25 protein-coding genes are annotated in these 24069 nt (G+C 70.2%); 11 read left to right on the forward strand and 14 right to left on the reverse strand.

The window, feature by feature from the left end:
• Window positions 1-121 precede the first annotated feature (121 nt).
• Window positions 122-2404, forward strand: a complete 2283-nt coding sequence (locus tag VM889_05295) for an NADP-dependent malic enzyme (protein HVL47950.1) — start codon at window positions 122-124, stop codon at window positions 2402-2404.
• Here VM889_05295 and VM889_05300 read toward each other — a convergent pair whose 3' ends face one another.
• From VM889_05300 to VM889_05320, 5 genes are all read right to left on the reverse strand, one after another.
• A complete protein-coding gene (locus VM889_05300; GenBank protein ID HVL47951.1) occupies window positions 2405-2632 on the reverse strand; it encodes a hypothetical protein in 228 nt (75 codons plus the stop codon).
• 83 nt (window positions 2633-2715) lie between these two features.
• The gene (locus VM889_05305) at window positions 2716-3102 is read right to left on the reverse strand and encodes a VOC family protein (protein HVL47952.1); all 387 of its coding nucleotides are present in this window, start codon (window positions 3100-3102) and stop codon (window positions 2716-2718) included.
• Window positions 3099-3545 (reverse strand): universal stress protein, encoded by a 447-nt coding sequence (locus VM889_05310; protein HVL47953.1) that lies wholly within the window; start codon window positions 3543-3545, stop codon window positions 3099-3101. The genes VM889_05305 and VM889_05310 overlap by 4 nt, the downstream gene beginning before the upstream one ends.
• A 184-nt stretch (window positions 3546-3729) precedes the next feature.
• Entirely contained in the window at window positions 3730-4410 is a 681-nt protein-coding gene (locus VM889_05315; protein ID HVL47954.1) for a hypothetical protein, read from the reverse strand.
• Window positions 4411-4467: 57 nt separating this feature from the next.
• On the reverse strand, window positions 4468-5157 hold the full coding sequence (locus VM889_05320; GenBank protein HVL47955.1) for a hypothetical protein: 690 nt from the start codon (window positions 5155-5157) through the stop codon (window positions 4468-4470).
• Between the two features lie 101 nt (window positions 5158-5258).
• Here VM889_05320 and VM889_05325 point away from each other — a divergent pair, with 101 nt between their 5' ends.
• Complete coding sequence (locus tag VM889_05325; protein ID HVL47956.1) at window positions 5259-6155, forward strand: malate dehydrogenase; 897 nt, start codon at window positions 5259-5261, stop codon at window positions 6153-6155.
• Between the two features lie 369 nt (window positions 6156-6524).
• On the opposite strand, the gene VM889_05330 is transcribed toward VM889_05325, so the two are convergent.
• Window positions 6525-7433 (reverse strand): S-methyl-5-thioribose-1-phosphate isomerase, encoded by a 909-nt coding sequence (locus tag VM889_05330; GenBank protein ID HVL47957.1) that lies wholly within the window; start codon window positions 7431-7433, stop codon window positions 6525-6527.
• 343 nt (window positions 7434-7776) lie between these two features.
• Here VM889_05330 and VM889_05335 point away from each other — a divergent pair, with 343 nt between their 5' ends.
• On the forward strand, window positions 7777-7953 hold the full coding sequence (locus VM889_05335; protein ID HVL47958.1) for a hypothetical protein: 177 nt from the start codon (window positions 7777-7779) through the stop codon (window positions 7951-7953).
• Between the two features lie 398 nt (window positions 7954-8351).
• Here the strand turns inward: VM889_05335 and VM889_05340 are convergent, their stop codons facing one another.
• The 6 genes from VM889_05340 to VM889_05365 form a co-directional block, all read right to left on the reverse strand.
• A complete protein-coding gene (locus tag VM889_05340; protein ID HVL47959.1) occupies window positions 8352-9752 on the reverse strand; it encodes a hypothetical protein in 1401 nt (466 codons plus the stop codon).
• Window positions 9749-10282, reverse strand: coding sequence for a hypothetical protein (locus tag VM889_05345; GenBank protein HVL47960.1), 534 nt, complete (start codon window positions 10280-10282; stop codon window positions 9749-9751). The genes VM889_05340 and VM889_05345 overlap by 4 nt, the downstream gene beginning before the upstream one ends.
• Window positions 10283-10337: 55 nt before the next feature.
• Window positions 10338-11456, reverse strand: a complete 1119-nt coding sequence (gene dnaJ / locus VM889_05350) for a molecular chaperone DnaJ (protein HVL47961.1) — start codon at window positions 11454-11456, stop codon at window positions 10338-10340.
• 122 nt (window positions 11457-11578) lie between these two features.
• Window positions 11579-12460 carry a choice-of-anchor P family protein gene (locus VM889_05355; GenBank protein ID HVL47962.1) on the reverse strand — a complete coding sequence of 294 codons (882 nt, stop codon included), beginning with the start codon at window positions 12458-12460 and terminating at the stop codon, window positions 11579-11581.
• Between the two features lie 113 nt (window positions 12461-12573).
• A complete protein-coding gene (gene dnaK, locus VM889_05360; protein ID HVL47963.1) occupies window positions 12574-14517 on the reverse strand; it encodes a molecular chaperone DnaK in 1944 nt (647 codons plus the stop codon).
• Between the two features lie 52 nt (window positions 14518-14569).
• Window positions 14570-15154 (reverse strand): nucleotide exchange factor GrpE, encoded by a 585-nt coding sequence (locus VM889_05365; GenBank protein HVL47964.1) that lies wholly within the window; start codon window positions 15152-15154, stop codon window positions 14570-14572.
• Between the two features lie 83 nt (window positions 15155-15237).
• Here VM889_05365 and VM889_05370 point away from each other — a divergent pair, with 83 nt between their 5' ends.
• From VM889_05370 to VM889_05390, 5 genes are all read left to right on the forward strand, one after another.
• Complete coding sequence (locus VM889_05370) at window positions 15238-15939, forward strand: metallophosphoesterase family protein (GenBank protein ID HVL47965.1); 702 nt, start codon at window positions 15238-15240, stop codon at window positions 15937-15939.
• Between the two features lie 4 nt (window positions 15940-15943).
• Complete coding sequence (glpD, locus tag VM889_05375) at window positions 15944-17575, forward strand: glycerol-3-phosphate dehydrogenase (GenBank protein HVL47966.1); 1632 nt, start codon at window positions 15944-15946, stop codon at window positions 17573-17575.
• A 53-nt stretch (window positions 17576-17628) separates the two neighbouring features.
• On the forward strand, window positions 17629-19239 hold the full coding sequence (pyrG, locus tag VM889_05380; GenBank protein ID HVL47967.1) for a CTP synthase (glutamine hydrolyzing): 1611 nt from the start codon (window positions 17629-17631) through the stop codon (window positions 19237-19239).
• Window positions 19240-19243: 4 nt separating this feature from the next.
• Window positions 19244-19852, forward strand: a complete 609-nt coding sequence (locus VM889_05385) for an adenylate kinase family protein (protein ID HVL47968.1) — start codon at window positions 19244-19246, stop codon at window positions 19850-19852.
• An 82-nt stretch (window positions 19853-19934) separates the two neighbouring features.
• A complete protein-coding gene (locus VM889_05390; protein ID HVL47969.1) occupies window positions 19935-20516 on the forward strand; it encodes a CDP-alcohol phosphatidyltransferase family protein in 582 nt (193 codons plus the stop codon).
• On the opposite strand, the gene VM889_05395 is transcribed toward VM889_05390, so the two are convergent.
• Window positions 20517-21200, reverse strand: a complete 684-nt coding sequence (locus VM889_05395; protein ID HVL47970.1) for a 16S rRNA methyltransferase — start codon at window positions 21198-21200, stop codon at window positions 20517-20519.
• Between the two features lie 103 nt (window positions 21201-21303).
• Between VM889_05395 and VM889_05400 the strand changes: the two genes are divergently transcribed.
• Window positions 21304-21738, forward strand: coding sequence for a hypothetical protein (locus VM889_05400; GenBank protein HVL47971.1), 435 nt, complete (start codon window positions 21304-21306; stop codon window positions 21736-21738).
• Here VM889_05400 and VM889_05405 read toward each other — a convergent pair.
• Window positions 21724-22152, reverse strand: coding sequence for an SRPBCC family protein (locus VM889_05405; protein HVL47972.1), 429 nt, complete (start codon window positions 22150-22152; stop codon window positions 21724-21726). The genes VM889_05400 and VM889_05405 overlap by 15 nt on opposite strands.
• 84 nt (window positions 22153-22236) lie before the next feature.
• On the opposite strand from VM889_05405, the gene VM889_05410 reads away from it, so the two are divergent.
• Together VM889_05410 and moeB are read left to right on the forward strand one after the other, a co-directional pair.
• Window positions 22237-22557, forward strand: a complete 321-nt coding sequence (locus tag VM889_05410) for a hypothetical protein (GenBank protein HVL47973.1) — start codon at window positions 22237-22239, stop codon at window positions 22555-22557.
• A 67-nt stretch (window positions 22558-22624) separates the two neighbouring features.
• Window positions 22625-24067: a molybdopterin-synthase adenylyltransferase MoeB gene (gene moeB, locus VM889_05415; GenBank protein HVL47974.1), complete on the forward strand. Its 1443-nt coding sequence runs from the start codon at window positions 22625-22627 to the stop codon at window positions 24065-24067.
• Window positions 24068-24069: the final 2 nt, after the last annotated feature.

The following is a 24069-nucleotide window of genomic DNA, read 5'->3' on the forward strand; positions in this document are numbered from 1 at the left end:
ATCGCCGCCATGAGCGTCTTGGAGCAGAAGGCGAACCGCGTGCCGCCGGCGGCCGGGGGACGACCGAAGGGGCCCCGGAAGCTTTAACCCGGGCAGGCTCCGTGGGGAGCGCGATCCCGGCATGAAGGACGTGAGGCGGTTCACGAAGGACGAGGTCCTCGAGTACCACAGCCGCGAGCCGCGCGGCAAGATCAGCGTGACCCCGACGAAGCCGACGGCGACGCAACGGGAGCTTTCGATCGCCTACTCGCCCGGCGTCGCCCTCCCGTGCCTCGAGATCGCGAAGGACCGCGACCTCGCCTACCGCTACACCGCCAAGGGCAACCTCGTGGGCGTCGTGTCGAACGGTACCGCCGTGCTCGGCCTCGGCAACATCGGCGCGGAGGCCGGGAAGCCGGTCATGGAGGGCAAGGGCGTCCTCTTCAAGAAGTTCGCCGACATCGACGTCTTCGACATCGAGGTCCGAACGCAGGATCCCGACGAGTTCATCACGGTCGTGAAGAACCTCGAGCCGACCTTCGGAGGCATCAACCTCGAGGACATCAAGGCCCCCGAGTGCTTCTACATCGAGGAGAAGCTCAAGGAGATCATGGACATCCCGATCTTCCACGACGACCAGCACGGGACGGCCATCATCTCCGCCGCGGGGTTGCTGAACGCGATGGAGCTCGCGGGAAAGAGCCTCGCGGACGTGAAGATCGTCGTCTCGGGCGCGGGCGCGGCGGCGATCGCGTGCGCCAACATGTACGTCACGATCGGCGCGAAGCTCGAGAACATCACGATGGTGGACTCGAAGGGCGTCATCCACAAGGGCCGCAAGGACGGGATGAACCCCTACAAGGACCGCTTCGCGCGCGAGGACGACGGGCGCCGCACGATCGCGGACGCGCTCAAGGGCGCGGACGTGTTCGTGGGCGTTTCCGTGAAGGACCTCGTGACGGTCGACATGGTGAAATCGATGGCGTCGAAGCCCGTCGTCTTCGCCCTCGCGAACCCGGACCCGGAGATCCCGTACGACGTCGCGAAGGCCGCGCGCCCCGACGCGATCGTGGGGACGGGCCGCTCGGATTTCCCGAACCAGGTCAACAACGTCCTCGGTTATCCCTACATCTTCCGCGGCGCGCTCGACGTCCGGTCGCGCGCGATCAACGACGCGATGAAGGTCGCGGCCGCGAAGGCGCTCGCGGACCTCGCGAAGGAGGACGTCCCCGACGAGGTGCTGCGCGCCTATGGCGTCGAGCACCTCTCCTTCGGTCCCGATTACATCATCCCGAAGCCCTTCGACGCGCGCGTGCTCCTGCGCGTCGCGCCCGCCGTCGCGGAGGCCGCGATGGCGACGGGCGCCGCCCGGAAGACCCTCGATCTGCAGCAGTACCGCGAGACGCTCGAGGCGCGCCTCGGCAAATCCCGCGAGATGATGCGGATCGTCATCAACAAGGCGCGCAAGAGCCCGAAGCGCGTCGTCTTCCCGGAGGGCCACAGCGAGACGATCCTCCGCGCGTGCCAGATCGTGGTCGACGAAGGCATCGCGCACCCGATCCTTCTCGGGAACCCCGAGATCATCCGCTCGAAGATCGCGGAGCTCGGCCTCGACTTCGAGCCGTTCATCGTGGACCCGCGCAGCTTCCCCGCGCGCTCCATGTACACGGAGGGGCTCTTCGACGCGAGGAAGCGCAAGGGCGTCACGCTCATCGAGGCGGAGCAGATCATGGCGCGCGATCGCAACGCCTTCGGAAGCATGATGGTCCGGCTCGGCGACGCGGACGCGCTCGTCTCGGGCGTCACGACGCACTACCCGGACGCCCTGAGGCCCGCGCTCCAGATCATCGGCCTGCGCGAAGGGTGCCACCGCGCGGTGGGGCTCTACCTCATGACGATCCAGCGGAAGGTCTTCATCTTCGCGGACGCGACCGTGAACATCGACCCGACCGCGGAGGAGCTCGCCGAGATCGCGCTGCAGGCCGCCCGCTTCGCGCGCCAGTTCGACCTCGAGCCGCGCGTCGCGATGCTCTCGTTCTCGAACTTCGGGTCCGCGAAGCACCCGCTTTCGGACAAGGTCCGCCGCGCGGTCGAGATCGCCCAGCGCGCGGCGCCCGACCTCCCGATCGACGGCGAGATGCAGGCCGACACGGCCGTCGTCGAGGACCTCCTGCGCGAGACGTACCCGTTCTCCCGCCTCAAGGAGGCCGCGAACGTGCTCGTCTTCCCCGACCTCCAGTCCGCGAACATCGCCTACAAGCTCCTGCAGCGTCTCTCGGAAGCGGAGGCCACGGGCCCCATCCTCGAGGGCATGGCGAAGCCGGTCATCATCCTGCAGCGGGGAGACGACGTGCGCGACGTCGTGAACATGACGGCGGTCGCCGTGCTCCAGGCGCAGGACGGCCGCCAGGCGAAGCTCGTCTGATCAGCGCGAGCGCGAGGACGCGGAGAGCGCGGCGCGGCGCGCCTCCTCGCCGAAGCGCGGTTCGTTCTCGAGAAGCCAGCCGTAGAGGTCGCGCGCCGTCCACGACTCCATCTCGTCGATGAGGTCGATGGTATCGTCCGTCACCGGGCCGTCCTCCGCGGCGAGCCGGGCGCGCTCGAGCAGCTCGTCCCGGGGGAACCCACGCCAGGTCGCATCGTCCTGGGCCATGTCCTCATGGACCCCCGGAGCGTGCTTGAGTTTGTCGGCTGAACCTCGGCAACGGCCGAAGAGGCGGGCGGGGAGGCGTGCCCTCAAGTCGCCTTCTGGATGAGCTCCACCCAATGGCCGTCGTCGTCGTGGACGAAGGCGATCGTGCTCTTCGAGGACGAGATGACGAACGGCTCCTTCGCGACCTTGACGCCGGCCGATCGGAGGCGCTCCACCAGGCCGCGCACGTCGTCCACGACGATCGCGACGTGATCGAAGAGGGATCCGTCGACGTAATCCGCGGGCTTCCACTTCCGCCAATGCGTCAGCTCGAGCTTCATCGCGTCCGGCGTCGTGCCGACGAACGCGATCTCCGCGTCCGTCTCCGGAATTTCGCGCCGGGAGAGGAGCTTGAGGCCGAAGTGCTTCGTGTAGAACGCGATCGCGCGGTCGAGATCCCGCACGTTGAGGCAGCAGTGGTCGAGCCTCACGGCCGGACCACCGTGACGGTGACCGGCGCGTGGCGCACGACCTTGTCTGCGACGTTCCCGATCGGGAAGTTCGCGAGCTGCTCGTACGACTTGTGCCCGAGGATGATCTCGTGCGCGCCGAGCTCGCGCGCCGCCACGAGGATCATCTCCGCGGACTCGCCCGCACGGACCTCGACCGAGACCTTGATCTTCTTCTCCTTGAGCGGCGCCGCCGCGGCCTCGAGCCGCTTCCGGGCATTCTCCGCGAACGACCCCGCCCCGACGACCTTCGAGAGATCGACCCCGGGAAGGAGCATCTTGCTCAGGAAGCTTTCCTGGAGCGAGGACGGGACGACGGTCACGAGGACCACCTCGTCGCCCGCCACGGCCGCGCGGCGGGCGGCGTAGGCGAGGGCGGCTTCCGAGGGCCCCGAACCATCGAAGGCGACAAGCAGGCGAGACATCAGCTTCGCGCACGCTTCGCGCGACCATAAAACGACGGGTCGCCCGCGTCGAGGAAAGCGTCGCCCACCTGGGATGACGGCCGCGGGTCCCAAACGCCGGGTGTCGGGACCAGGCTTCGGGTCCCGGACCGGGACCGCGCCCGTTGCGCGCTCCGGGTTCGGAATCCCGCTGAAAAGATCCGAACTACATCACGCTCTTGATCTTCGACGCCACGAACCCGGCGCCCTTGCGCAGGCTCACCTCGAAGACCGGGACCTCCTCGGCTTCGAGGAGGGAGACGAGGCCGCGGGCTTTGGGCATCCAGAGATGACGTCGGCGGACGGTCCCCGCGTCGCGCCAGCGCAGGACGGCGAGCGCGTCGGCCGCGTCGGCGAGGCGCGCGTGCGCGGCGCCGTCGAGCGTGCCCGCCGCGTGCACGAGGATTGCGAGGAAGCCGACGTCGGCCGCCTGGTCGCCGAGGGCGCGCGCGAGGGCGTCGACGCCCTTCGGGTCGCCGAGCGTCGCCGTCGTCTCGGCGACGAGCACGTCCCCCCGCCCGAGCGTCCCGGCGAGGGCGAGGAGGGCGCCCGCGCGGTCCCGCTCGGCGAGCGTCAAGGGCTTCGCCTTGAACGCCTCCTTGCGGCCTGGAAAGAGCTCGTTGCGCTCGCGCACGAGCCTCGCCTCGCTCCGGGCCGCCGAGGCGTAGACGAGCTCGCGTCCCATGTTCTCGCTCGCGGCGGCGGCGAGAACGGTCCACGCGAGTTCGGGCGCGCCCGCGCCAGGCTCGCCGTCGAGCACGACGAGGGCGCCGACGGGGAAGCCCCCGTCGAGCGCCTGGTCGAGGACGACCGAGCCTGTGCCGAGCCGCGCGGCCGCATGGGCCATACGACAACGCGGCCGCCCGCGCGGAAGAAGATTCGCGATCGCGGGTCGAACCCGCGATCAGATGCAGCCCATGCGCTCCGCGCCGAGGATCTCGCCGCGCGCGCTGTCGGACCACAACGGATCGACGAAGGGGTTCGCGTGGAAGCGCACGACGCCGGAAGGGTAGCGGGCCGCGACGCCCGCGACGTGCCGCGCGGCGTCGGTCGCGAAGAGACCCTGGTCCTCCGGCACGACGAGCAGTCGACCCATCGGGAGGAGATTCACGGTCTCGAGGTAGCTCGTCCATCCGCGCGCGCGGGCGGCGGCGAGCGCCGGCGAGTCGGCCCGGGGCATGGGCTCGCGGGGCGGGAACCAGGTCGGGGCTCCGTAGAGCCAGTGCAGCACCTGCACCTCCGCGACCTTCGTCGCGCCGTAATCGACGCCGAGCGCGACCGGCGTGCGGTCGCCAGGGGGCGCGACCCGCGCGAGCGCCGCGGCGAGGTCGCCGCGGCCGACGGGCGGGCGGGGGGCGACTTCGAAGGCGAGGTCCCCCCGGTCGTCGCGCACCGTGAAGCGGGGCTCGGCAAGGGAGAAGGCCCGGTCGAACGCCACCCGCTTGTAGGCGCGCGCGAACGCGGTCGCGAGACGGAGCGCCGCGAGACCCGAGGGCGCCCCGAGCACCTCCGGGACGTCGCGCGGGAGGTCGCGCGCGCGGGCGGTCGCGAGCTCCGCAAGGAGCCGCTGGGCCTCCGCCGCGCCGTTCGTCATGGGCCCCGCTTCGCGCTCGTCGGTCATGAACCTTGCCGAGGCGCCCCGGGGGACGGAACGCTCTTAAACCGTGTCGGGTTTGCCGCCGCGAGGTTGTTCCCTTGACGACGAAGGTCGGCTTCGTGGGCGCGGGCAAGATCGGCTCGAACGCCGTGTACTCGACGCTCCACCGCGTGGACGTGGACGAGATCGCGATCGTGGACATCGTGGAGAACCTCGCGGTCGGCGAGGCGATGGACCTCAACACGGCGGCCGCGGGCCTCGGCAAGCGCACGCGCGTCGTGGGCGGCACGGACTACGCGCTCCTCAAGGGCGCGAAGGTCGTCGTCGTCTCCGCGGGCCTCGCGCGCAAGCCCGGCATGACGCGCGAAGACCTCCTCGCGAAGAACGCGGGCATCGTCAAGGACATCACGGCGAAGGTCCTCGCCGTCGCGCCCGAGGCGCAGATCAACTTCGTCACGAACCCCGTCGACCCCCTCGTGTACGCCGCGTGGAAGTCGAGCGGCAAGCCCCGCTCCCAGATCTACGGCATGGGCGCGCTCCACGACTCGATGCGCCTCTGGGACGTCCTCCGCGACTCCGTGAAGGCGCCCGTGTGGAACGACGCGTGGATCCTCGGCAACCACGGCGAGCAGATGTTCCCCGCGGCGGGCCTCGCGCGCACGGGCGGCGCGAAGGTCGACTGGGCTCAGGCCAAGGAAGCGGTCCGGGGCCGCGCGGCGAGCATCATCGAGAAGAAGGGCGCGACCTACTACGCGCCCGGGATCGCCATCTCGCAGATGGTCCAGGCCGCACTCGGCCAGGGCCCGAAGCAGTTCATCCCCGTCGTGTGCGTCCTCGACGGAGAGTACGGCCAGCAGGACGTCGCCCTCGGCGTCCCCGCGATCCTCTCCGAGCGCGGCGTCGAGAAGGTCATCGACCTCCCCCTCAAGGGCGAGGATGCCGACTGGATGGCCTCCGCGGCGAAGGCCGTGAAGGACCAGATCGGGCAGATCTAGCACCATTGAGTTCGGGGCCTTCAGCGGGCACTCCGTCGCACAGCGCTGCGGCGCTGTGCGACTGCGTGCCAAGGGAGGGTGCTATCCGCCCCCTCCCTTGACCCTCCCGTGGACCAGGGGGCTCGCGCCCCCTGGACCCCCGACCCAAACCCGCGTTTTCCTGACGAACGAGGCCCGGGTTTTGCGGCCCCCCTTCCGCCATGCTCGGGTTCTACGGCCCCCTTCCGCCATGCTCGGGTTCTGTGGCCCCCTTCTACGCCTGCTCGAGGTGCGGCCCCCTCTGAAGGACGACGGCGTGTTACATTTGCGCATCGTCGAGGGTGAGCACCTTGCTCGTCCGACGAATCGGCTCGACGGAGGGGTCCGGGCTCAGAGTTCCCAGGTCTTCCGCGCGAGGTCGCCGACGGTCGCGGGCGCGGCGGGGCCGAGCTCCGTGAGCGTCTCCGCGATCCAGGCCGCGGGGGTGACGTCGAAGACGGGGTTCAGGATGCGCACGCCCGGCGCGAGTTCGCCCTCCCGCGCGACCTCCGCGCTTTCGCGCTCCTCGATCGGGACGTCGCGCCCCGCGCGCGAGGCGAGGTCGACCTTGTACGTCTCCGCGCAGACGCGGAAGGGCTTCCCGTGCGCGCGGGCCGCGAGGGCGACCGCGCTCGTGCCGACCTTGTTCACGACGTCGCCGTTCATCGCGACGGTGTCCGCGCCCACGAACACGCCGTCGAGCGTCGGCATGAGGTGCAAGACCGCGCTGTCGACGACGTACGTCGTCGCGATGCCCGCCTCGACAAGCTCCTTCGTCGTGAGGAGCCCCTGCCGCCACGGCCGCGTCTCGGTCGCGAAGACCTCGAACGCGAGGCCCCGCCGCGCGCCTTCGCGGAAGACCGCGAGGGCGGCCTGGCTGTTGCAGTGCGTGAGGTAGCGACCGCCCTCGCGCAGCCGGTCGGCGCCGTGCGCGCCGATTGCGGCGACGGCCTTCTCGCTGCGGTCCGAGAATTCCTTCGCGGCCACGCGGAGCGCCTGCCGGGCCGCCTCCTCGCCGCGCGGGAGCGCGCCGCGCGCGCGACGGACCACGAACGCGACGGCATTCATGAGGGACACGGCCGAGGGGCGGGTCGCCATGAGCGTCGCGGCGGCGCGCTCGAGTTCGCGCGCGAAGTTCTCGCCGCGGAAATCGGATTCCCACACGGCGAGGGCTTCGGCGGCGTAGCGGCCGATCTTCCCCGCGCCGCGCACGCGCATGCTGCGGATGTCTTCGGCCATGGAGGCGAGCGAACGGTCCATGATGCGGAATCCTTCGGCGTCCGCGCCGAATAACCTTGCGGCTTCGTCCGCGCGGATCGGTCCCGGACCCGGACCCGGGCCCGACGCCCGGCGCCCGGACCCGACGCCCGAGCCCGGTCCCGACGCCCGACACCCGACGCCCGGACCCGGTCCCGAATCCCGGACCCGGTCCCGAATCCCGGCGCCCGGCTCCCGGGCCCGGTTCCCGAATCCCGGGCCCGGCCCCCGGCGCCCGGCACCTGACGCCCGGTCCCGGGACCCGATCCCGGCAAGCACTTTCAGCCCACCCCCTCCCTCGAAGCTATCGCGGCGGCGCGCCTCGTCGGGGTTGGAGATGCACCCCTTGGACCTCCTCCTCTGCGAAACCGGGTCCCGTTGCTCCGACTGTCACTGGTGGACCGCGCGCGGCTGCTCGCTCTTGGCGCGCCTCGACGCGGCCACCGAACAGCTCACCGCCGCCGCGCGCCCGACCCGCGCGGCGCCCATCCCTGTCATGCCGGCGGCCACGGCCGTCGCCTGACCCGCATCCCCGACACGAACCCGGAAGGCGCGCTCCGCCCCCGTCCGTACGATGGATGGGAGGGCATCCCTAAGGCTGTGCTTCCAACCGCGCCTTCCGGGGTTCGTCGTGTCGACGCGCGGCTCGTTCGTCACACCCCCTCGAGCAGAGGCGGCGAGCCGGATATGCGTCCGACGCCGTTCGAGACGATCTTCCATCTGGGGCTTTGCAAAGCACATGGGGACGTGGACGTCGATGGAAACGAAAGAGCCATCTCTGAAATCCCATGAAACAGCGTTTACGCTCCCGCGGGGAGAGGACGAACCAGAGATCGTATGGCCGATCATCAGTCCACAGGCGTCGTTTCCATCACGTGTCGCCGAGGAGCGGTCGCTAGAACAACCAAGGATGCCAATCCATCAACGACAGTAGGGATGATCTCGATAACTTGGGAAGTCAGGTTGGGATCTTCGTTGATTCGTGGACCAAATATCCTTAGGAACATCCAAGAATACGAATGAGCCGTCCCGGAGGTCCAGGATGACGATTCTTGCGCGAAGCGACCGGTTGTCGAGGAAAAACAGGGCGTACTCGTAATGATCCATGTAGACCTTTGGCTGCCGGCCGAAGGTCGTAATATTGGTGATCTGGGCGTCCCGCAAGTTCATCATGATGGCGACGCGCTCTCGCGCGGCATCCAATGGGAGAATGAGGGAGTTGTCGGTGTCGCGGGGAGGCGCGCGCACCATGGGAGTCTTCGAGATAACCTTGAGCGTTTCGCGTTCACCCACGAGCGGGAGTGGGTTGTTTAGGATATCCTTCTGAACCTTGAATTCAAGGGCGGCCGTGGAGGCGGTCGACTGCAGCAAGATCGTCATGGTATAGGTCTCTCTGTCGACGTTTCCAACGACGCGGGAGCATCCCGCGTAAGCAAAGCGAGCCGATTGAATCGCCGCAGAGGGGTGCGCCCGCAGGAATCGCTCGACATCGCCGTCATGTTCGCGAGCCCATTCCAGGGCCTCCGCGATCCCGATCGGGCCCGGTTCTCCTTCGGGCAATTCTCGACCTCGCATGCGCGCCAGTTCTACTGGCGGCACCGCCCGGTGTTCATGGGCCGTGGAAATGATTCCGCCCTGCCCCCGCGCGTATTGTTGAAGCGTAAATTTGTAGGGGCCGCTTCGGATCGCGGTCGGAAATGGAACGCCATCACACAGGGTTACCGCGCCCTCTCGAATCAACCACGGAGAGATGCCGCTCGACCAGGTGGATCCACCGCCCGTGGCCGGCGCCGAAACTTCGATCAACCGACAGCCGTGAGAACTCCCTGCAGGGGCCGGGATAGAACGATACCGAGGATCGAGGGCATTCAGAGCGGGCCCTGCGTCGCCGCGGAGGCGCCCGAAGAGGGGACCTACGCCGAGGAAGCTCGGCGTTCCCCGCATGCCGTAGTTTATGACCGTCCGCCCCGCTTCACACGTTTCCATGCTCTCTTCGTCGTATCGGCAGCCATAATCAACGGCGATGAGATTGCCTTCGCCATCGAGATATTCCGTGTGGTGAGGCGGAAATCCGTGACCCTCAATTTCACCGTCGAACCCCACGTCGAGGCGATGCGCTTCCGCCTCCCGCCCAAACCGATCGAGGAAAGGCGACCTCGGGCCTACGGCCAACTTCAAGCTACCTTCAACAGGCCCGGTCACATTGAAAACTGCCCAGGATCCTTCCTCGAGAGCAGGCAGCGTCCACGCATCGGTCGCGGTGAAACAACCGATGAAGGAAGGCGCGAGGACAACGATGGCCCACGCCGACCGTTGCTTCAACAGGCCCCCCACTCGGCAGGTTGGGAAACGGACTCCAGATCACCCCACGAGGAGGCCGTTGCCTCCGCCATGGCGCACACCCATTCGATGTCCGGGGCGCCAATATACCCAACGAGAAGGCCGGCGCCGCAGGGATCTGCGCTTGCCGGCATGTTCGAACATGTGTCGGTGCGCGTCACCTCGGAAACCACGCCTCCCGTCATCTTGAACGTGGCCGTCAACACGGCACTCTCAACCGGCCCGGTCACGGAAGCTGCGGCCTCGATTCGCCGCGACCCCCAGATGTTGATCCAGGTCTCTACGCAGATGGATAGGCCGCAGGAGGGCGGATTCGAGAAGCACTCCGTCGTCGGAACGTTCTCGGCGTTGCACCCGTAGCACGAGGGTCCCGTCTCATCCGCCGCGCAGGGTCCGCATCCGACCATGGCTTCGTTCTCGTCCACGTAGCAACTGTCGACGCCGGTCTCCGCACCTGTGGAAGGGAGATTGACCGCAAGTAGAACGAAGGCGATGAGCATCGGGGCTTTCATCACATCCGACAAGACCCCCCCCGCATCAATGTTGCGCGGGCCCGATCATGTCAGGTCACAATCGGAATCTTTCGAAGAACCCCTTCCGCCGCTCGGTTCCGTCGAGCTCCGCGAGCGCCTCGAGGAGCTTGCGCTGTTCGCTCGAGAGCTTCGTGGGCGTGTACACCTTCGCGTGCACGAGGAGGTCGCCGCGCGCGGGGCGGCCGAGCGTCGGGAGGCCCCTGCCGCGGATCGTGAACACCTCGCCGGCCTGCGTGCCGGCGGGAATCGCGAGCGTCTCGCGGCCGCCGCCGAGGAGCGGCACGTCGAGCGTGTCGCCGAGGGCGGCCTGGCTGAACGTGAGCGGGACGACGACGTGCAGGTTCTCGCGCTCGCGCGTGAACGTCGCGTGCTCCCTCACGCGGATCGTCGCGTAGAGGTCGCCCGAGGGCGCGCCGCGCGGGCCCGCGTCGCCTTCGCCGCGCAATCGGAGGTTCATGCCCGACTCGACGCCGGGCGGGATGCGGACCGTGAGGCGGCGGCGTTCGCGCGCGAGGCCCGCGCCCTGGCACGTCGCGCAGGGGTCGCGCACGAGCACGCCGCGGCCGCGGCAGTCGGGGCACGCGCCGACCTGCGTCATGACGCCGAACGGCGTGCGCGCCATGCGGCGGATCTCGCCCGTCGCGTCGCACGTCGGGCAGCGGACCGCGCCGCGGCCGCCCTTCCGGGCGCCGGACCCGTCGCAGGCGGCGCAGGATTCGAGGCGGGCGACCTCCACCGTCTTCTCGGCGCCCTCGAGGACGTCCTCGAGCGTGACCTCGAGCGGAACCTGGAGGTCCGCGCCGCCCGCGGGGCCGCGGCCCGCGAAGCCGCCGCGGCCGCCGAAGAAGGCGCGGAGGATCGAGTCGAGGTCGAAGCCGAACTCGCCGAAGTCGGCGCCGCGGAAGATGTCCTCCTCCGAGTAGCGCTGGTCGAAACCCGCGTGACCGTGGCGGTCGTACACCTGGCGCTTCTCGTCGTCCGAGAGCACGGCGTACGCTTCCGAGACCTCCTTGAAGCGCTCCTCGGCGCCGGCCTCTTTGTTGCGGTCCGGGTGGAGCTTCAGCGCGAGCTGGCGGTACGCCTTCTTGATCTCGTCCTTCGAGGCGCCCTTCGCGAGGCCGAGGATCTCATAGTAGTCGCGCTTCGACGGCATCCGCAGGTCGGGATGATGGCGAGGACGGCTTGAACCTGACGGACGCGCGACCGTTGTTCGAGGTCCCGCATTGGAAAAAAGAGGATCCGCGGCGCGCCTCCGCGGCGCGCCGTGGAGCTGAATCAGGCGTGCCACGCCGTCATGGCGCCGCCAGCCCACACTTCGACGAGCGGCGTGCAGGAGAGCGGCTCGAACACGGTGACGTGCAGCGCGTTCACGAATTCGCGGGAGTAGGGATTCGCGCCCGGCGCCCCCTCGTGGATGACCTCGTGCAGGACGATGCGGGCCGCGGGGCACGTCGTGACGACGCTTGGAACGTCGATGACCTGATTCGGGGCCGTCGTGATCGGCACGTTGATTGAATTCACCGTCAGCGTCGCGACGTGCGAATTCTCCGTGTACCCGACGGACCAGGGCTCGAGCTTCGATTCAGCCCGCAGGACGCTTGCGCGGATGACGGTCGCGCCGAAACTGATCGTCAGGTCCTCGACTTCGCCGACGCCGCGGAAGGGAATAGGCGCGGCCGAACCGAATTGGGCCTCGCCGTAACCGTTGAGCGTCGAGGCGTCGATGGTCACCCCAAGGGGCGCAAGGTAGACTCCGAGGACGGTCTCGTCCTCGATCTGGGGCCCTTCGGGCGCGTGCGCGCGGGCGGGGGCGAAAATCGTCGAGAGCGGCAACCAGGGCGCTGCGACGGCGAGGCCGAAGCCGGCGGCTTCGAAGCCCCGGGCGTAGGTGAAGCAATCGACGACATTCCTGTACAGGGGATAACCCTGTGCCTTTTCGTCCTCGCTCGGTCGGACGTGACAGCACGTGTCGCTCTGCAGCAGGCCGAGTTGCCCGACGAAGCCTTCGGCACAGGGCGGGGCGCTGCACAGGTGCGCGTGGCCGAGGATGGGCCCGTTGATGTCGTTGCACCGGCCGTGTTCCGCCGCGGCGGGGACCGCGACGGGCGCGACGAAAGCGATTGCGAGCAAGCTGATCCAGATGGGTTTTCCGTTCATGGAAGCCTCCCGATGGATCCAACGGGAGCCATCTATGTAAGGTTGATTGCGCAGACCGGCTTACCCGCGAGCGCCGTCCCCCCGCTCGACGCGCCATCGGAGAACGCTCGTCGTTACTTCTTCTCCACGTCGTAGTCGACGTCGATCGCGTCGGGGCCCTCGCCCTTCGCGGTGCGCGTCGTGGTCTCGGCGTGCGCGTCGGGCCCCGCGGCGCCCGGCGGGGGCGCGTTCGCGGCGGCCGCGGCCGCGGCGGCCTGCTGGTAAAGCGCCGCGCCGACCGCCTGGATCGCCTCGGCGAGCTCCTTGGAGCGGTCGCGGATCTCCGAAACGTTCCCGCCCGCAAGGGCCGCCTTGAGCGCGTCGAGCGCGCCCTGCACCTTGCCCTTCGCGGCGGCGTCGGCCTTGTCGCCGGCCTCGGCGAGCGTGCGCTCCGCGAGGTACGCCATCGAGTCGGCTTCGTTCCTGACCTCGATCTCCTCGGCGCGCGCCTTGTCCTCGGCCGCGAAGCGCTCGGCGTCGGCGCGCATGCGCTCGACTTCCTTCTCGTCGAGGCGCGTCGAGCCCGTGATCGTGATCTGCTGCGCCTTGCCCGTGCCGAGCTCCTTCGCGCTCACGTTGAGGATGCCGTTCGCGTCGATGTCGAAGCTGACCTCGATCTGAGGGATGCCGCGCGGCGCGGGCGGGATGCCGTCGAGCCGGAAGCGGCCGAGGGACTTGTTGTCCTTCGCGAGCGGCCGCTCGCCCTGGAGGACGTGGATCTCGACCGTGGTCTGCATGTCGGCCGCGGTCGAGAAGACCTTGCTCCGCTTGGCGGGAATCGTGGTATTGCGCTCGATGAGCGCCGTCGTGACCCCGCCGAGCGTCTCGATCCCGAGGGTCAGGGGCGTGACGTCGAGGAGCAGGAGGTCCATGACCTCGCCCGTGAGGACCCCGGCCTGGATGGCGGCGCCGAGGGCGACGGCCTCGTCGGGGTTCACCGACTTGTTCGGCTCCTTGCCCGTGACGCGCTTCACGAGCTCCTGGACCGCGGGAATGCGGGTGGATCCGCCGACGAGGATGACCTCGCTGAGGTCCGTGCCCTTGAGGCCCGCGTCGCGCAGCGCCTGCTCGGTGGGTCCGCGGCAGCGCTCGAGGAGATCGCGGACGAGGTCCTCGAACTTGGCGCGGGTGAGATCGACGTCGACGTGGCGGGGCTGCCCGTCCTTGCCGATCACGATGTAGGGAAGGTTGATGTTCGTCTTCTGGACCGTCGAGAGCTCCTTCTTCGCCTTCTCGGCGGCTTCGCGCAGGCGCTCGCGGGCGGAGCGGTCCTGGAGGAGGTCGATGCCGTTCTTCGCCTCAAAGTCCGCGGCGAGGTGGCGCACGATGCGGTCGTCGAAGTCGTCGCCGCCGAGGTGGTTGTCGCCCGCCGTCGCCTTGACCTCGAAGACGCCTTCGCCGAACTCGAGCACCGACACGTCGAACGTGCCGCCGCCGAGGTCGAAGACGAGCACCGTCTCGCCTTTCTTCTTGTCGAGCCCGTAGGCGAGCGCGCTCGCGGTGGGCTCGTTCACGATGCGGAGGACCTCGAGGCCCGCGATGCGGCCCGCGTCCTTCGTCGCCTGGCGCTGCGAGTCGTTGAAGTAGGCGGGGACCGTGATGACGGCCTTCTCGACCGTCTGGCCGAGGTACGCCTCGGCGTCGCGCTTGAGCTTCTGGAGCACGAACGCGCTGATCTCCTCGGGGCTGAACGCGCGGCCCTTCGCGGGGATCTGGATCGCGACCTTGCCGGCGTCGCCGCGCGTCGCCTTGTAGGAGACGCGGGCGGCCTCGTCGCGGGTCTCGTCGAACGTGCGGCCCATGAAGCGCTTGACGGACGCGACCGTGTTCTCCGGGTTCGCGACCGCCTGGCGCTTCGCGACCTCGCCGACGACGAGCTCGCCTTCCTTGGTGAACGCGACGACGGACGGGGTCGTGCGGGCGCCTTCCGCGTTGGGGATGATCTCCGCGTGGCCGCCCTCGATGACGGCGACGGCCGAGTACGTGGTCCCGAGGTCGATGCCGATGACCTTGCTCAAGGTTCAGGGCCTCCTGGCGGTCGCCGCATAAGTCGGAGCTTCAATATAAACGTCACGGCTCGCCCGCGGGCTCGTCGGCCGTTTCGTCGGGCGCGGGCCGCGCCGCGGCGACCTTCACCTTCGCGGGACGCAGGACGCGGCCGCGCAGGCGGTATCCGCGCTCGAGCTCCTTGATGACCACGCCGGGGGCATAGGCGTCCGTCTCCTCGCGCATGACGGCCTCGTGCACGTTCGCGTCGAAGGGATGCCCTTCGGTGTCGATGCGCTCGATGCCCTCCTTCTCGAGGAGCGCGCGCATGTCGCGGAAGATGAGGCGCACGCCCTCGTAGAGCGCCTCCTCGGACCCGGACTGCTCGAGGGCCCGGTCCACGTTGTCGAGGATGGCGAGGAACGGGAGGAGCATCGCCTCGCGGCCCTTCTCGCGCGCTTCGTCGACGTCCTTCCGCGCGCGGCGGCGGAAGTTGTCGAAGTCGGCCTGGAGGCGGCGCAGCCGGTCCAGGTGCTCGGCGGCCTCGGCGCGGGCCTTCTCGACCTCGGCGCGCGCCGCCGCGAGGTCCGTTTCGAAGCGGGCGCGGGCCTCGTCCGGGCCCGCGGCCGGGGCGGCGGGGTCGCCCGCGGCTTCCGTCGTGTCCGTCATGACGCCCCGATGAAGGGCCGGCGCGACAAAAGCGTTTCGCGCCGCGGCGAAAGCTCATCGTGCCGCGACGCCTCCCCGCCCGCGTGCGCCTCGCGCTCCTCGCCGGCGTCCACGCGAACCTGCCCGCCTTCGAGGCCGTCCTCGCCGCCCTCCGGCGCGAGACGCTGGACGAGACCTTCGACCTCGGGAACCTCGTGGGGTTCGGGCCGCACCCCACCGAATGCGCCGGACTCTCCGGGAAACGCCGTCTCGAAGGGCTCCTCGGATCCTTCGAGGCCGCGGCCTTCGGCGAGGCCCGCGTGCCGCGCGACGCCTTCCCGCTCGCGGCCGACCGCGCGGCGTTCGAGGCCGTCGTCGAGCGCCTCCGCGCGACGCTTCCCGCCGCGGACCAGCGCCGACTCGGGGCGCGGCCGCCCACGCGCCGTCTCGTCGCGGACGGCCGCCGCGTCGTCCTCGCGCACGGTTCCTCGGCCTCGCCGTTCGAGCGCGTCCCGCTCGACTCGGACGACACGCTCCTTGCCCGCCATCTCGACGCGGCGCGCGCCGACGTGCTCGTCCTCGGCCACGCGCCGCGCGTCGCGACGCGCCGCGTGGGCGAGCGTCTCGTCGTCTGGTGCGGGTCCGTCGGGCGGGCGCGCGATCCGCGGGGCCGACGCGTCGCGGAAGCGGCGTGGTGCATCCTCGACACGGCCGGGCCCTCGGTGGAACCCCGCGCGACGGCCTTCGACCTCGCTTCGGTCGAACGCGACACGCTTAAGAGCGCGACCCCGGATTCCTCGCTGTAGCGCTGTGCCGTCCACCGCGAGCCACGATCCCGAAGTCTCCCTGGCCCGCCGGCCCCAGGACCTCGCCGGACGGGAGTTCGACCTCGTCGTCATCGGCGGCGGCATCAACGGCACGGGCGTCGCGCGCGACGCGGCCCGCCGCGGCCTCAAGGTGGCGCTTCTCGAGAAGGAGGACTTCGGCTACGGAACGACCGGCCGCTCCACGCGCCTCATCCACGGCGGCCTCAGGTACCTCGCGATGCTCGACTTCGGGCTCGTGCGGGAGTCGCTGCGCGAACGCGAGATGCTCCTCAGGAACGCGCCGCACCTCGTCGAGCCGCTCGCGTTTCTCGTTCCGCTCTACAAGGGCATCTCGCCGGGCAAGACGAAGCTCAAGGCGGGCCTCACGCTCTACGACGCGCTCTCCTACGACAAGCGGATGCCCGCGCACCGTTTCCTCTCGAAGGACGAGACGCTCGCCGAAGAGCCTTCGCTCAACCCCGAGGGGCTCGACGGCGCGCTCCTCTACTACGACGCGCAGGTGCCGCTCGTCGAGCGGCTGTGCCTCGAGAACGCTCTCGACGCGGCCGCGCACGGCGCGGTCGTCGTGAACCACCTTCTTGTGCTCGACTTCGTGCGCGAGGGCACGTCGATCGCGGGCGTGCGCGTGAAGGACCGCCTCTCGGGCCGCGAGGACGTCGTGCGCGCGAAGACCGTCGTGAATGCGACGGGGCCGTGGCTGAACGTCCTCGACGTGCACGTGGAGGACAAGCGCCTGCGCATGACGAAGGGCATCCACATCGTCGTGCCGCCCGTCGTGAGGCACGCGGTCGTGCTCTTTGCCGAGGACGGGCGCCTCTTCTTCGCCATCCCTTGGCTCGGGCGCACGCTCGTCGGCACGACCGACACGGACTACGCCGGCGACCTCGACAAGGTCGCGGCGACCCGCGAGGAGGTCGACTACCTCGTCGAAAGCGCGCGCCGCATCATTCCGGGCGCCGACGTCTCGGGCGTCCAGTTCACGTGGGCGGGCGTCCGCAGCCTTCTCAACGTGGAAGGGGTGAAGGAGGGCGCGGTGACGCGCAAGCATTTCGTGATCGACCACGCGAAGGAGGGCGTCCACGGCCTCTTCTCGATCGTCGGCGGCAAGATCACGCCGTACCGCGGCGTCGCCGAGGAGGTCGTCGACAAGGTCGCGAAGGCGCTCAAGGTGCGCGCCGCGTGCGACACCGGGAAAGCGCCCCTGCCCGGCGCGCTCGACCCGGACGGCCAGGCCGCGTGGGTCGCCGAGGCCGCGGCGAAGCGACCCGGGTTCCCGGTCGCCTCCCTCGAGCACCTCGCGAGGGTCTACGGGCGGCGCGCGGGCGCCGTGCTCGCCCTCGCCGACCAGGACCCGACGCTCTCGTCGACCGTGTGCGCGCATTCGCCGACCCTCAAGGCGGAGGCCGTCTTCGCGGCCCGCCACGAGGCGGCCCATACGCTTGCGGACGTGATCCTGCGCCGCACGCTCCTCGGCCACGCGCCCTGCGAAGGACGCCACGTCGCGCCCGACGTCGCCGCGCTCATCGCCCCCGTCCTCGGCTGGGACGACGCGCGCCTGTCCGAGGAGGTCGCCGCCTTCGAGGCGGCGGTCGACCTGCGCCACCTGCACGAGTGAGCCGGGGAAGGAGTTAAGTGCGGGTTCGCGGATCGTCGGTTCCCGTGAAGTCCATGAAGTACGTGGTCGTCACGGGCGGCGTCCTGTCCGGACTCGGGAAAGGCATCACCACCTCCTCGATCGGACGTCTTCTCAAGGCCCGTGGCCTCAAGGTGACCGCGGTCAAGATCGATCCCTACGTCAACGTCGACGCCGGGACGATGAACCCGTTCGAGCACGGCGAGGTGTTCGTGCTGGACGACGGCGGCGAGGTCGACCAGGACCTCGGAAACTACGAGCGTTTCCTGAACGTCTCGACCTCGCGCGAGAACAATCTCACCACCGGCAAGGTGTTCAAGACCGTCATCGACCGCGAGCGCCGCGGCGACTACCTCGGGAAGACCGTGCAGGTCATCCCGCACATCACGACCGAGATCAAGGAGCACGTGAAGCGCGTCGCCTCCGCCTCCGGCGCGGACGTGTGCCTCGTCGAGGCCGGCGGCACGGTCGGCGACATCGAATCCGCGCCCTTCCTCGAAGCGCTCCGTCAGCTCCAGCTCGACGAGGGCCGCCGCTCGGTCGCGTTCGTCCACACGACGCTCATCCCCATCATGGGCGCGGTCGGCGAGCAGAAGACGAAGCCCACGCAGCACAGCGTCATGGAGCTCAGGCGCGTCGGCATCGACCCCGACATGCTCGTCTGCCGCTCGACGGAAGTTCTCGAGCCGAAGACCAAGCAGAAGCTCGCGCTCTTCTGCAACGTGCCGGTCGAGGCCGTCATCAGCGCCCCCGACGCGCGGAGCATCTACGAGGTTCCGCTCCTCCTCGAGGAGCAGGGCGTCGCCGACTGGCTCGTCGACCGCCTCGGCCTCCGCACGCACGGCCGGAACCTGCGCGAGTGGCGCGCGTTCGTCGAGAACATCGTGCAGCCCCACCGCGGCGTGGTGCGCATCGCGGTCGTCGGCAAGTACACGGACCTCCACGATTCGTACGTGAGCATCCGCGAGGCCTTCGTGCACGCGGGCGCCGAGGCGAGCTGCAAGGTCGAGGTCAAGTGGGTCGACTCCGAGGCGCTCGAGGGGGACGTCCCGACGGACGAGGTGTTCGCGGACGTGCACGGCATCCTCGTGCCCGGCGGCTTCGGCCCGCGCGGGTCGGAAGGCAAGATCCGGGCCGTGCGGCACGCGCGCGAGCGCAAGGTCCCGTATCTCGGCATCTGCTTCGGCTTCCAGCTCGCGGTCGTCGAGTACGCGCGTCACGTGCTCGGTCTTGCGGACGCGAACTCGACGGAGCTCAATCCGAAGACCACCGCGCCCGTCATCGATCTCCTTCCCGGCCACACCGCGGACGAGGCCAAGGGCGCGACGATGCGGCTCGGGGCGAGCGAGGTCCGCATCGCGGACGGCACGAAGGCGCGCGATCTCTACGGCGCGCCCGTCGTCCACGAGCGCCATCGCCACCGCTGGGAGGTGAACCCGAGCTACATCTCGAAGATCGAGCACGCGGGTCTCCGCTTCTCGGGCCGCGACCCCACGGGCGACCTCATGGAGATCGCGGAGCTGCCCGGCCACCCGTACTTCGTGGGCACGCAGTTCCACCCCGAGTTCAAGAGCCGGCCCCGCCACCCCGCGCCCGTCTTCCGCGGCCTCGTCGCCGCGGCGCTCGCGCGGCGCGACGGCGCGTGACGCGATGCTCGTCGCGCTTACCGGAACGCCCGGCGTCGGCAAGACCACGGTCTCGGACCTCGCGGGCCGCCTGAGGCCGGGCGCGCGCGTCGTGCACCTCGGCGACTGGCTCGCCGAAGCGGGCCTTCTTGCGGAGCGCGACCCCGCGCGCGGATCGTTCGAGGTGGACACGCGGCGCATGCGGCGCGCGTTCCGCCTCGCGCACGCGGACGTGCCGGCCGGAACGACGGTCCTCGTGGAAAGCCACCTCGCGCACCACCTCGACGTCGACGCTTGCCTCCTCCTGCGCGTCGATCCCGCGACGCTCCACCGGCGCCTCTCGGCGCGCGGCTGGAGCGAGGCGAAGGTGCGCGAGAACGTGGAGGCGGAGGCGCTCGACGTCCTTGCCGCCGAGGTGCGCGACCATTTCGGGGGCGACGCGTGCGACGGCCCGCTTGCGCCGGACGAGAAGCCCTGGGCGCTCGAGCTCGACGCGACGACGATGCCGCCCGAGGCCGTCGCGGCGGCCGTGTGGGAGGCCGTGGACGCGGGCGGGCGCGCAAGCGGCGAAGGCTTCAAATGGCGCGCGGTGGGTTCCGTCGCCTGGCCCCTCGACGCGCTTCCGTGGCTTTGAGGGCCGCCGTCCGCCGGAGAGAGTTTCCCTGGTCCTCGATCAGTACCGCAAGAACCTGGACTGGTTCATCTCGCCGATCGCGATGGGATTCCACCGCGTCGGCATCACCCCGAACGCGCTTTCGGTCGTTTCGCTCGTTTTCGCGGCGCTTGCGGGCGGCGTCTTCTTCGTCGCGACGCGCGAACGGCCCGAGCTCATGCTCGTTGCTGGCGCGCTCGTCGCGGCGAACGCGCTCCTCGACGCCCTCGACGGGAAGCTCGCGCGCCTCACGAAACAGGAGACGCGCCGCGGCGACTACCTCGACCACGTCATCGACCGCTACGCGGACGTCTTCATCCTCGGCGGCCTCGCGCTTTCGCCCGTGGGCAACGTGTACTGGGGCCTCGGCGCCGTGAGCGGCGTCCTCCTCACGAGCTACATGGGAACGCAGGCGCAGGCGCTCGGCCTCGGCCGCGACTACGGCGGCCTCCTCGGCCGCGCCGACCGGCTCGTCCTCCTCATGGCGATGCCGTTCGTCGCGTGGTACGTGTTCGTGTCCGACATCCACCTTCCGTGGGACGCGAGCCCGATGACGCTCCTGCTCGCCTGGTTCGCCCTCGTGGGGAACGTCACCGCGATCCAGCGCTTCGCGAAGGGTTGGAAGGAACTCGGCGCCGGGAAGTGATCACTCGGGAAAGAGTCCCGAGCCGTCCTCCCACGCCGCGAGGACCTCGGTCATCACGGTCCAGATGCTCAGGCTCTCGGGGTGGAGACTCACCGTCTCCGTCGCGAGCTTCCGCACGTCCGTCCGGAAATCGCCCTTCGGGAAGCCGCCGAGCACGAGCGTGAGGTCGCCCGCGCGCGCCTTCTCCGAGAAGTAGCGGTGCGGATTCACGCGCCTCGCCTCCTCGGAGAGCGCGACGACGGGCCCCTTCGCCTCCTCGCGGATGACGCGCTCGAGCGTCCACCCGCGTTCAAGCCGGAAGAGCGGCGGGTCCTGCGGGACGACGCCGAAGCGGTAGAGCTGCTCCATGAGCCCGATGAACCTCGGCTGGTTGCGCATGATGCGCGTTTCCGGCGAGACGCGGATGAGCTCGTCGTTCCGCGTGTGCACGAGCAGTCGCAGGCCGCCGGCCTTGTTGAGCACCGAGTCGAGGCCGAGGAGCAGGAAGAAGTGGACCATGTCCGGCCGGCCGCGCCGCATCCCGTCGGGGAACCCGCGCAGCGCGTCGTGATGGACGGACGCGTCCAGGATCGTGCGGCCCGCGCGCTCGCCGCGCCGGCCCGCCGCCTTCTGCATCGCGGGGTGGTGCTTGAGCCGCTCGGGCACGAGCTCGAGTTCGCTCTCCGCGAGGACGACCGTGAGCACGCGCGGCCAATCCTCGCGCCCGCCATGAGGGTTTCGGACCGCGCCGGGTCGTTTCGCCGCGCTCGCCCCGCCCCTTATGTGCCCCCTCGCCTGTCCGCCGGGCGTGAGCGCGTTCCGCCCCCGCTTCGAGTCGGGCCTCCTCGCGCCCGTCCTCGCCCATTTCGCGGCCGAAGGCTACACGCTCGCGACGGAGGTGCCCGTGAACGGCCGGCTCGCGGACGTCGTCGCGGCGCGCGCGGACGAGGTGGTGGCGGTCGAGCTCAAGCTCGACGACTGGCGCGGCGCCTTCCGGCAGGCGACCGCCTACCAGGTGGGCGCCGACCGGGCCTTCGTCGCCCTTCCGCTGCTCGTCGCGGCGGGCGTCATGCACGCCCCCGTCTTCGACCAGGCGGGCGTCGGGCTTCTCGGCGTCAACCACCCGAAGGGCGACGTGCGCGTGCTCCTGCCCGCGCGACGCTCGGGCCGCCACCTGCCCTTCATGGCGGCGGCCCTGCGCGACGCGATCCTCGCGGGCGCGCCGCCGTCAGCGGACGCCTGACGGCGATTCCGCGAGGCGGCGGAAGGCTTCGAGGTCGCGCTCGACGAGACGCTCGTCGACGCCGAGCGCGTCGACCACGGCCTGCTTCACGCCGGAGGGAAGCGCCCAGTCGATCTTGACGCTCACGCGCGTCTTCCCCGCGCCGACGGGCTCGAAGCGGACCTCGCCGGACTGCCCGGAACCGCCGACGGCCTGCCATGCGACGCGTCGGTTCGGCTCGAGCGCGGTCGTCCGCGCGTCCCATTCGACCGTCTGGCCCGCCGCCTCGACGCGCCAGTGCGTCGCATCGGGTCCCGTGCGGCGCACCTCCTCGACGTTCTCCATGAAGCTCGGGAAGCGCTCGAAGTCGGTCCAGAGGTTGTAGACGCGATCGACGGGCGCCGCGACCTCGATGCTCTTGTCCACGGTCGGCATGATAGGCCCGGTCCACGCCCGGCGGGTTGAGGGTTGCGGCCGCCTCGTCGCTGGGCTTTTCTGGCCGTCCGCCTTCCCGCCTGCGTGAAGCGCGTCCTTGCCTACGTTCCCGACCTGCTCTTCCGATCGCGCGTGCGCGGCACGGCCTCGGCCGCGGGCGTCGAGGTCGTGTTCGCGTCGAACGGGCCGGACCTCGCCGCGAAGGCGGCCTCGGGCGGCTTCGACCTCGCGCTCGTGGACCTCCACGCGCCCGGCGCCCTCGCGCATCTGCCGCGCGGCGTGCGCGTCGTCGGCTTCCACAGCCACGTGGACGTCGCGACGCGACGCGCGGCCGAGGCTGCGGGCGCGGAAGCGTACACGAACTCCGCCTTCGTCGAGGCCCTGCCGAAGATCCTTCAGGCGTGAGCGCGGAAACCCCGTTCGGGGGCCGTCAATCCTTTATGGGGCGGCGCGCTCAGGAGGAGCGGTCATCATGCCCAAGGTCCGACTCCCCACGCCCCTTCGCCCGTACGCCGGCCACCAGGCCGTCGTCGAGGTCGAAGGCGCGAACGTCGGCGAGGTCCTCCGCCGCCTCGTCGCGAAGCACGAAGGCCTGCGCGGGCACCTCTTCGACGAGCGTGGACGGCTGCGTCCGTTCGTGAACGTGTACGTCAACCAGGAGGACGTGCGCACGCGCCAGAACGACGCGACCCCCGTCGCCGACGGGGACGTCGTCATGATCGTGCCCGCGGTCGCGGGCGGCGCAGTCCCCGCGAAGGGCGCGGGCGGCGTCGGGATCCTCGGCCGCGACGAGACGGCCTACTACGCGCGTCACCTCATCCTCCCCGAGGTCGGCCTCAAGGGACAGGAGAAGCTCAAGCGCGCGAAGGTGCTCCTCGTCGGCACGGGCGGCCTCGGCGCGCCGGCCGCGCTCTACCTCGCGGCCGCGGGCGTGGGCCGCATCGGCCTCGTCGACTTCGACCGCGTCGAGGCCTCGAACCTGCACCGGCAGGTGCTCTTCTCGGCCTCGGACGTCGGACGACCGAAGGCGGAGGCGGCGGCCGCGCGCCTGCGCTCGCTCAACCCCCACATCGAGGTGGACGTCCACGACACGACCTTCACGAGCGCGAACGCGCTCGACCTCCTCGCCGGCTACGACATCCTCGTGGACGGCACGGACAATTTCCCGACGCGCTACCTCGCGAACGATGCCGCGGTCCTCTCGGGCAAGCCGAACGTCTACGCGAGCATCTTCCGCTTCGAAGGCCAGGCGTCCGTGTTCGCGACGCGAGACGGACCCTGCTACCGGTGCCTCTACCCCGCGCCGCCGCCGCCCGGCCTCGTGCCGAGCTGCGCCGAAGGCGGCGTCCTCGGTCTCCTCCCCGGCGTCATGGGCACGATCCAGGGCGTCGAGACCGTGAAGCAGATCCTCGGCATCGGCGAGTCGCTCGCGGGGCGCCTCCTGCTCTTCGACGCGCTCGGGATGGAATTCACGACGCTCTCGCTGCGCAAGAACCCCGACTGCCCCGCGTGCGGCGCGAAGCCCACGCTCACGGGCCTCATCGACTACGAGGAATTCTGCGGCGTCCGCGCCCACGAGGACGCGATTCCCTCGGGCGTGCCCGCGATCGCGCCGCGCGACGTCCACGCGCGCCGCGAGGCGAAGGCCGACCTCACGCTCGTGGACGTCCGCGAGCCGCACGAATGGGAGATCGGGCGCATCGCGGGCGCGATGCACGTGCCGCTCGGCGAGGTCGTCGCCCGCGCTTCCGAGATCCCGCAGACGGGCGAGGTCGTGGTCTACTGCCGCTCGGGCGCGCGCAGCGCCCGCGCGACGGAGACGCTGCGGGGCCTCGGCTTCCGCAACGTCAAGAACCTCGAAGGCGGCATCCTCGCCTGGGCCCGCGACGTCGACCCCACCGTCGCGACGATCTGAGG

This window comes from Candidatus Thermoplasmatota archaeon, assembly GCA_035540375.1.
In the GTDB taxonomy this organism is placed as follows: domain Archaea; phylum Thermoplasmatota; class SW-10-69-26; order JACQPN01; family JAJPHT01; genus DATLGO01.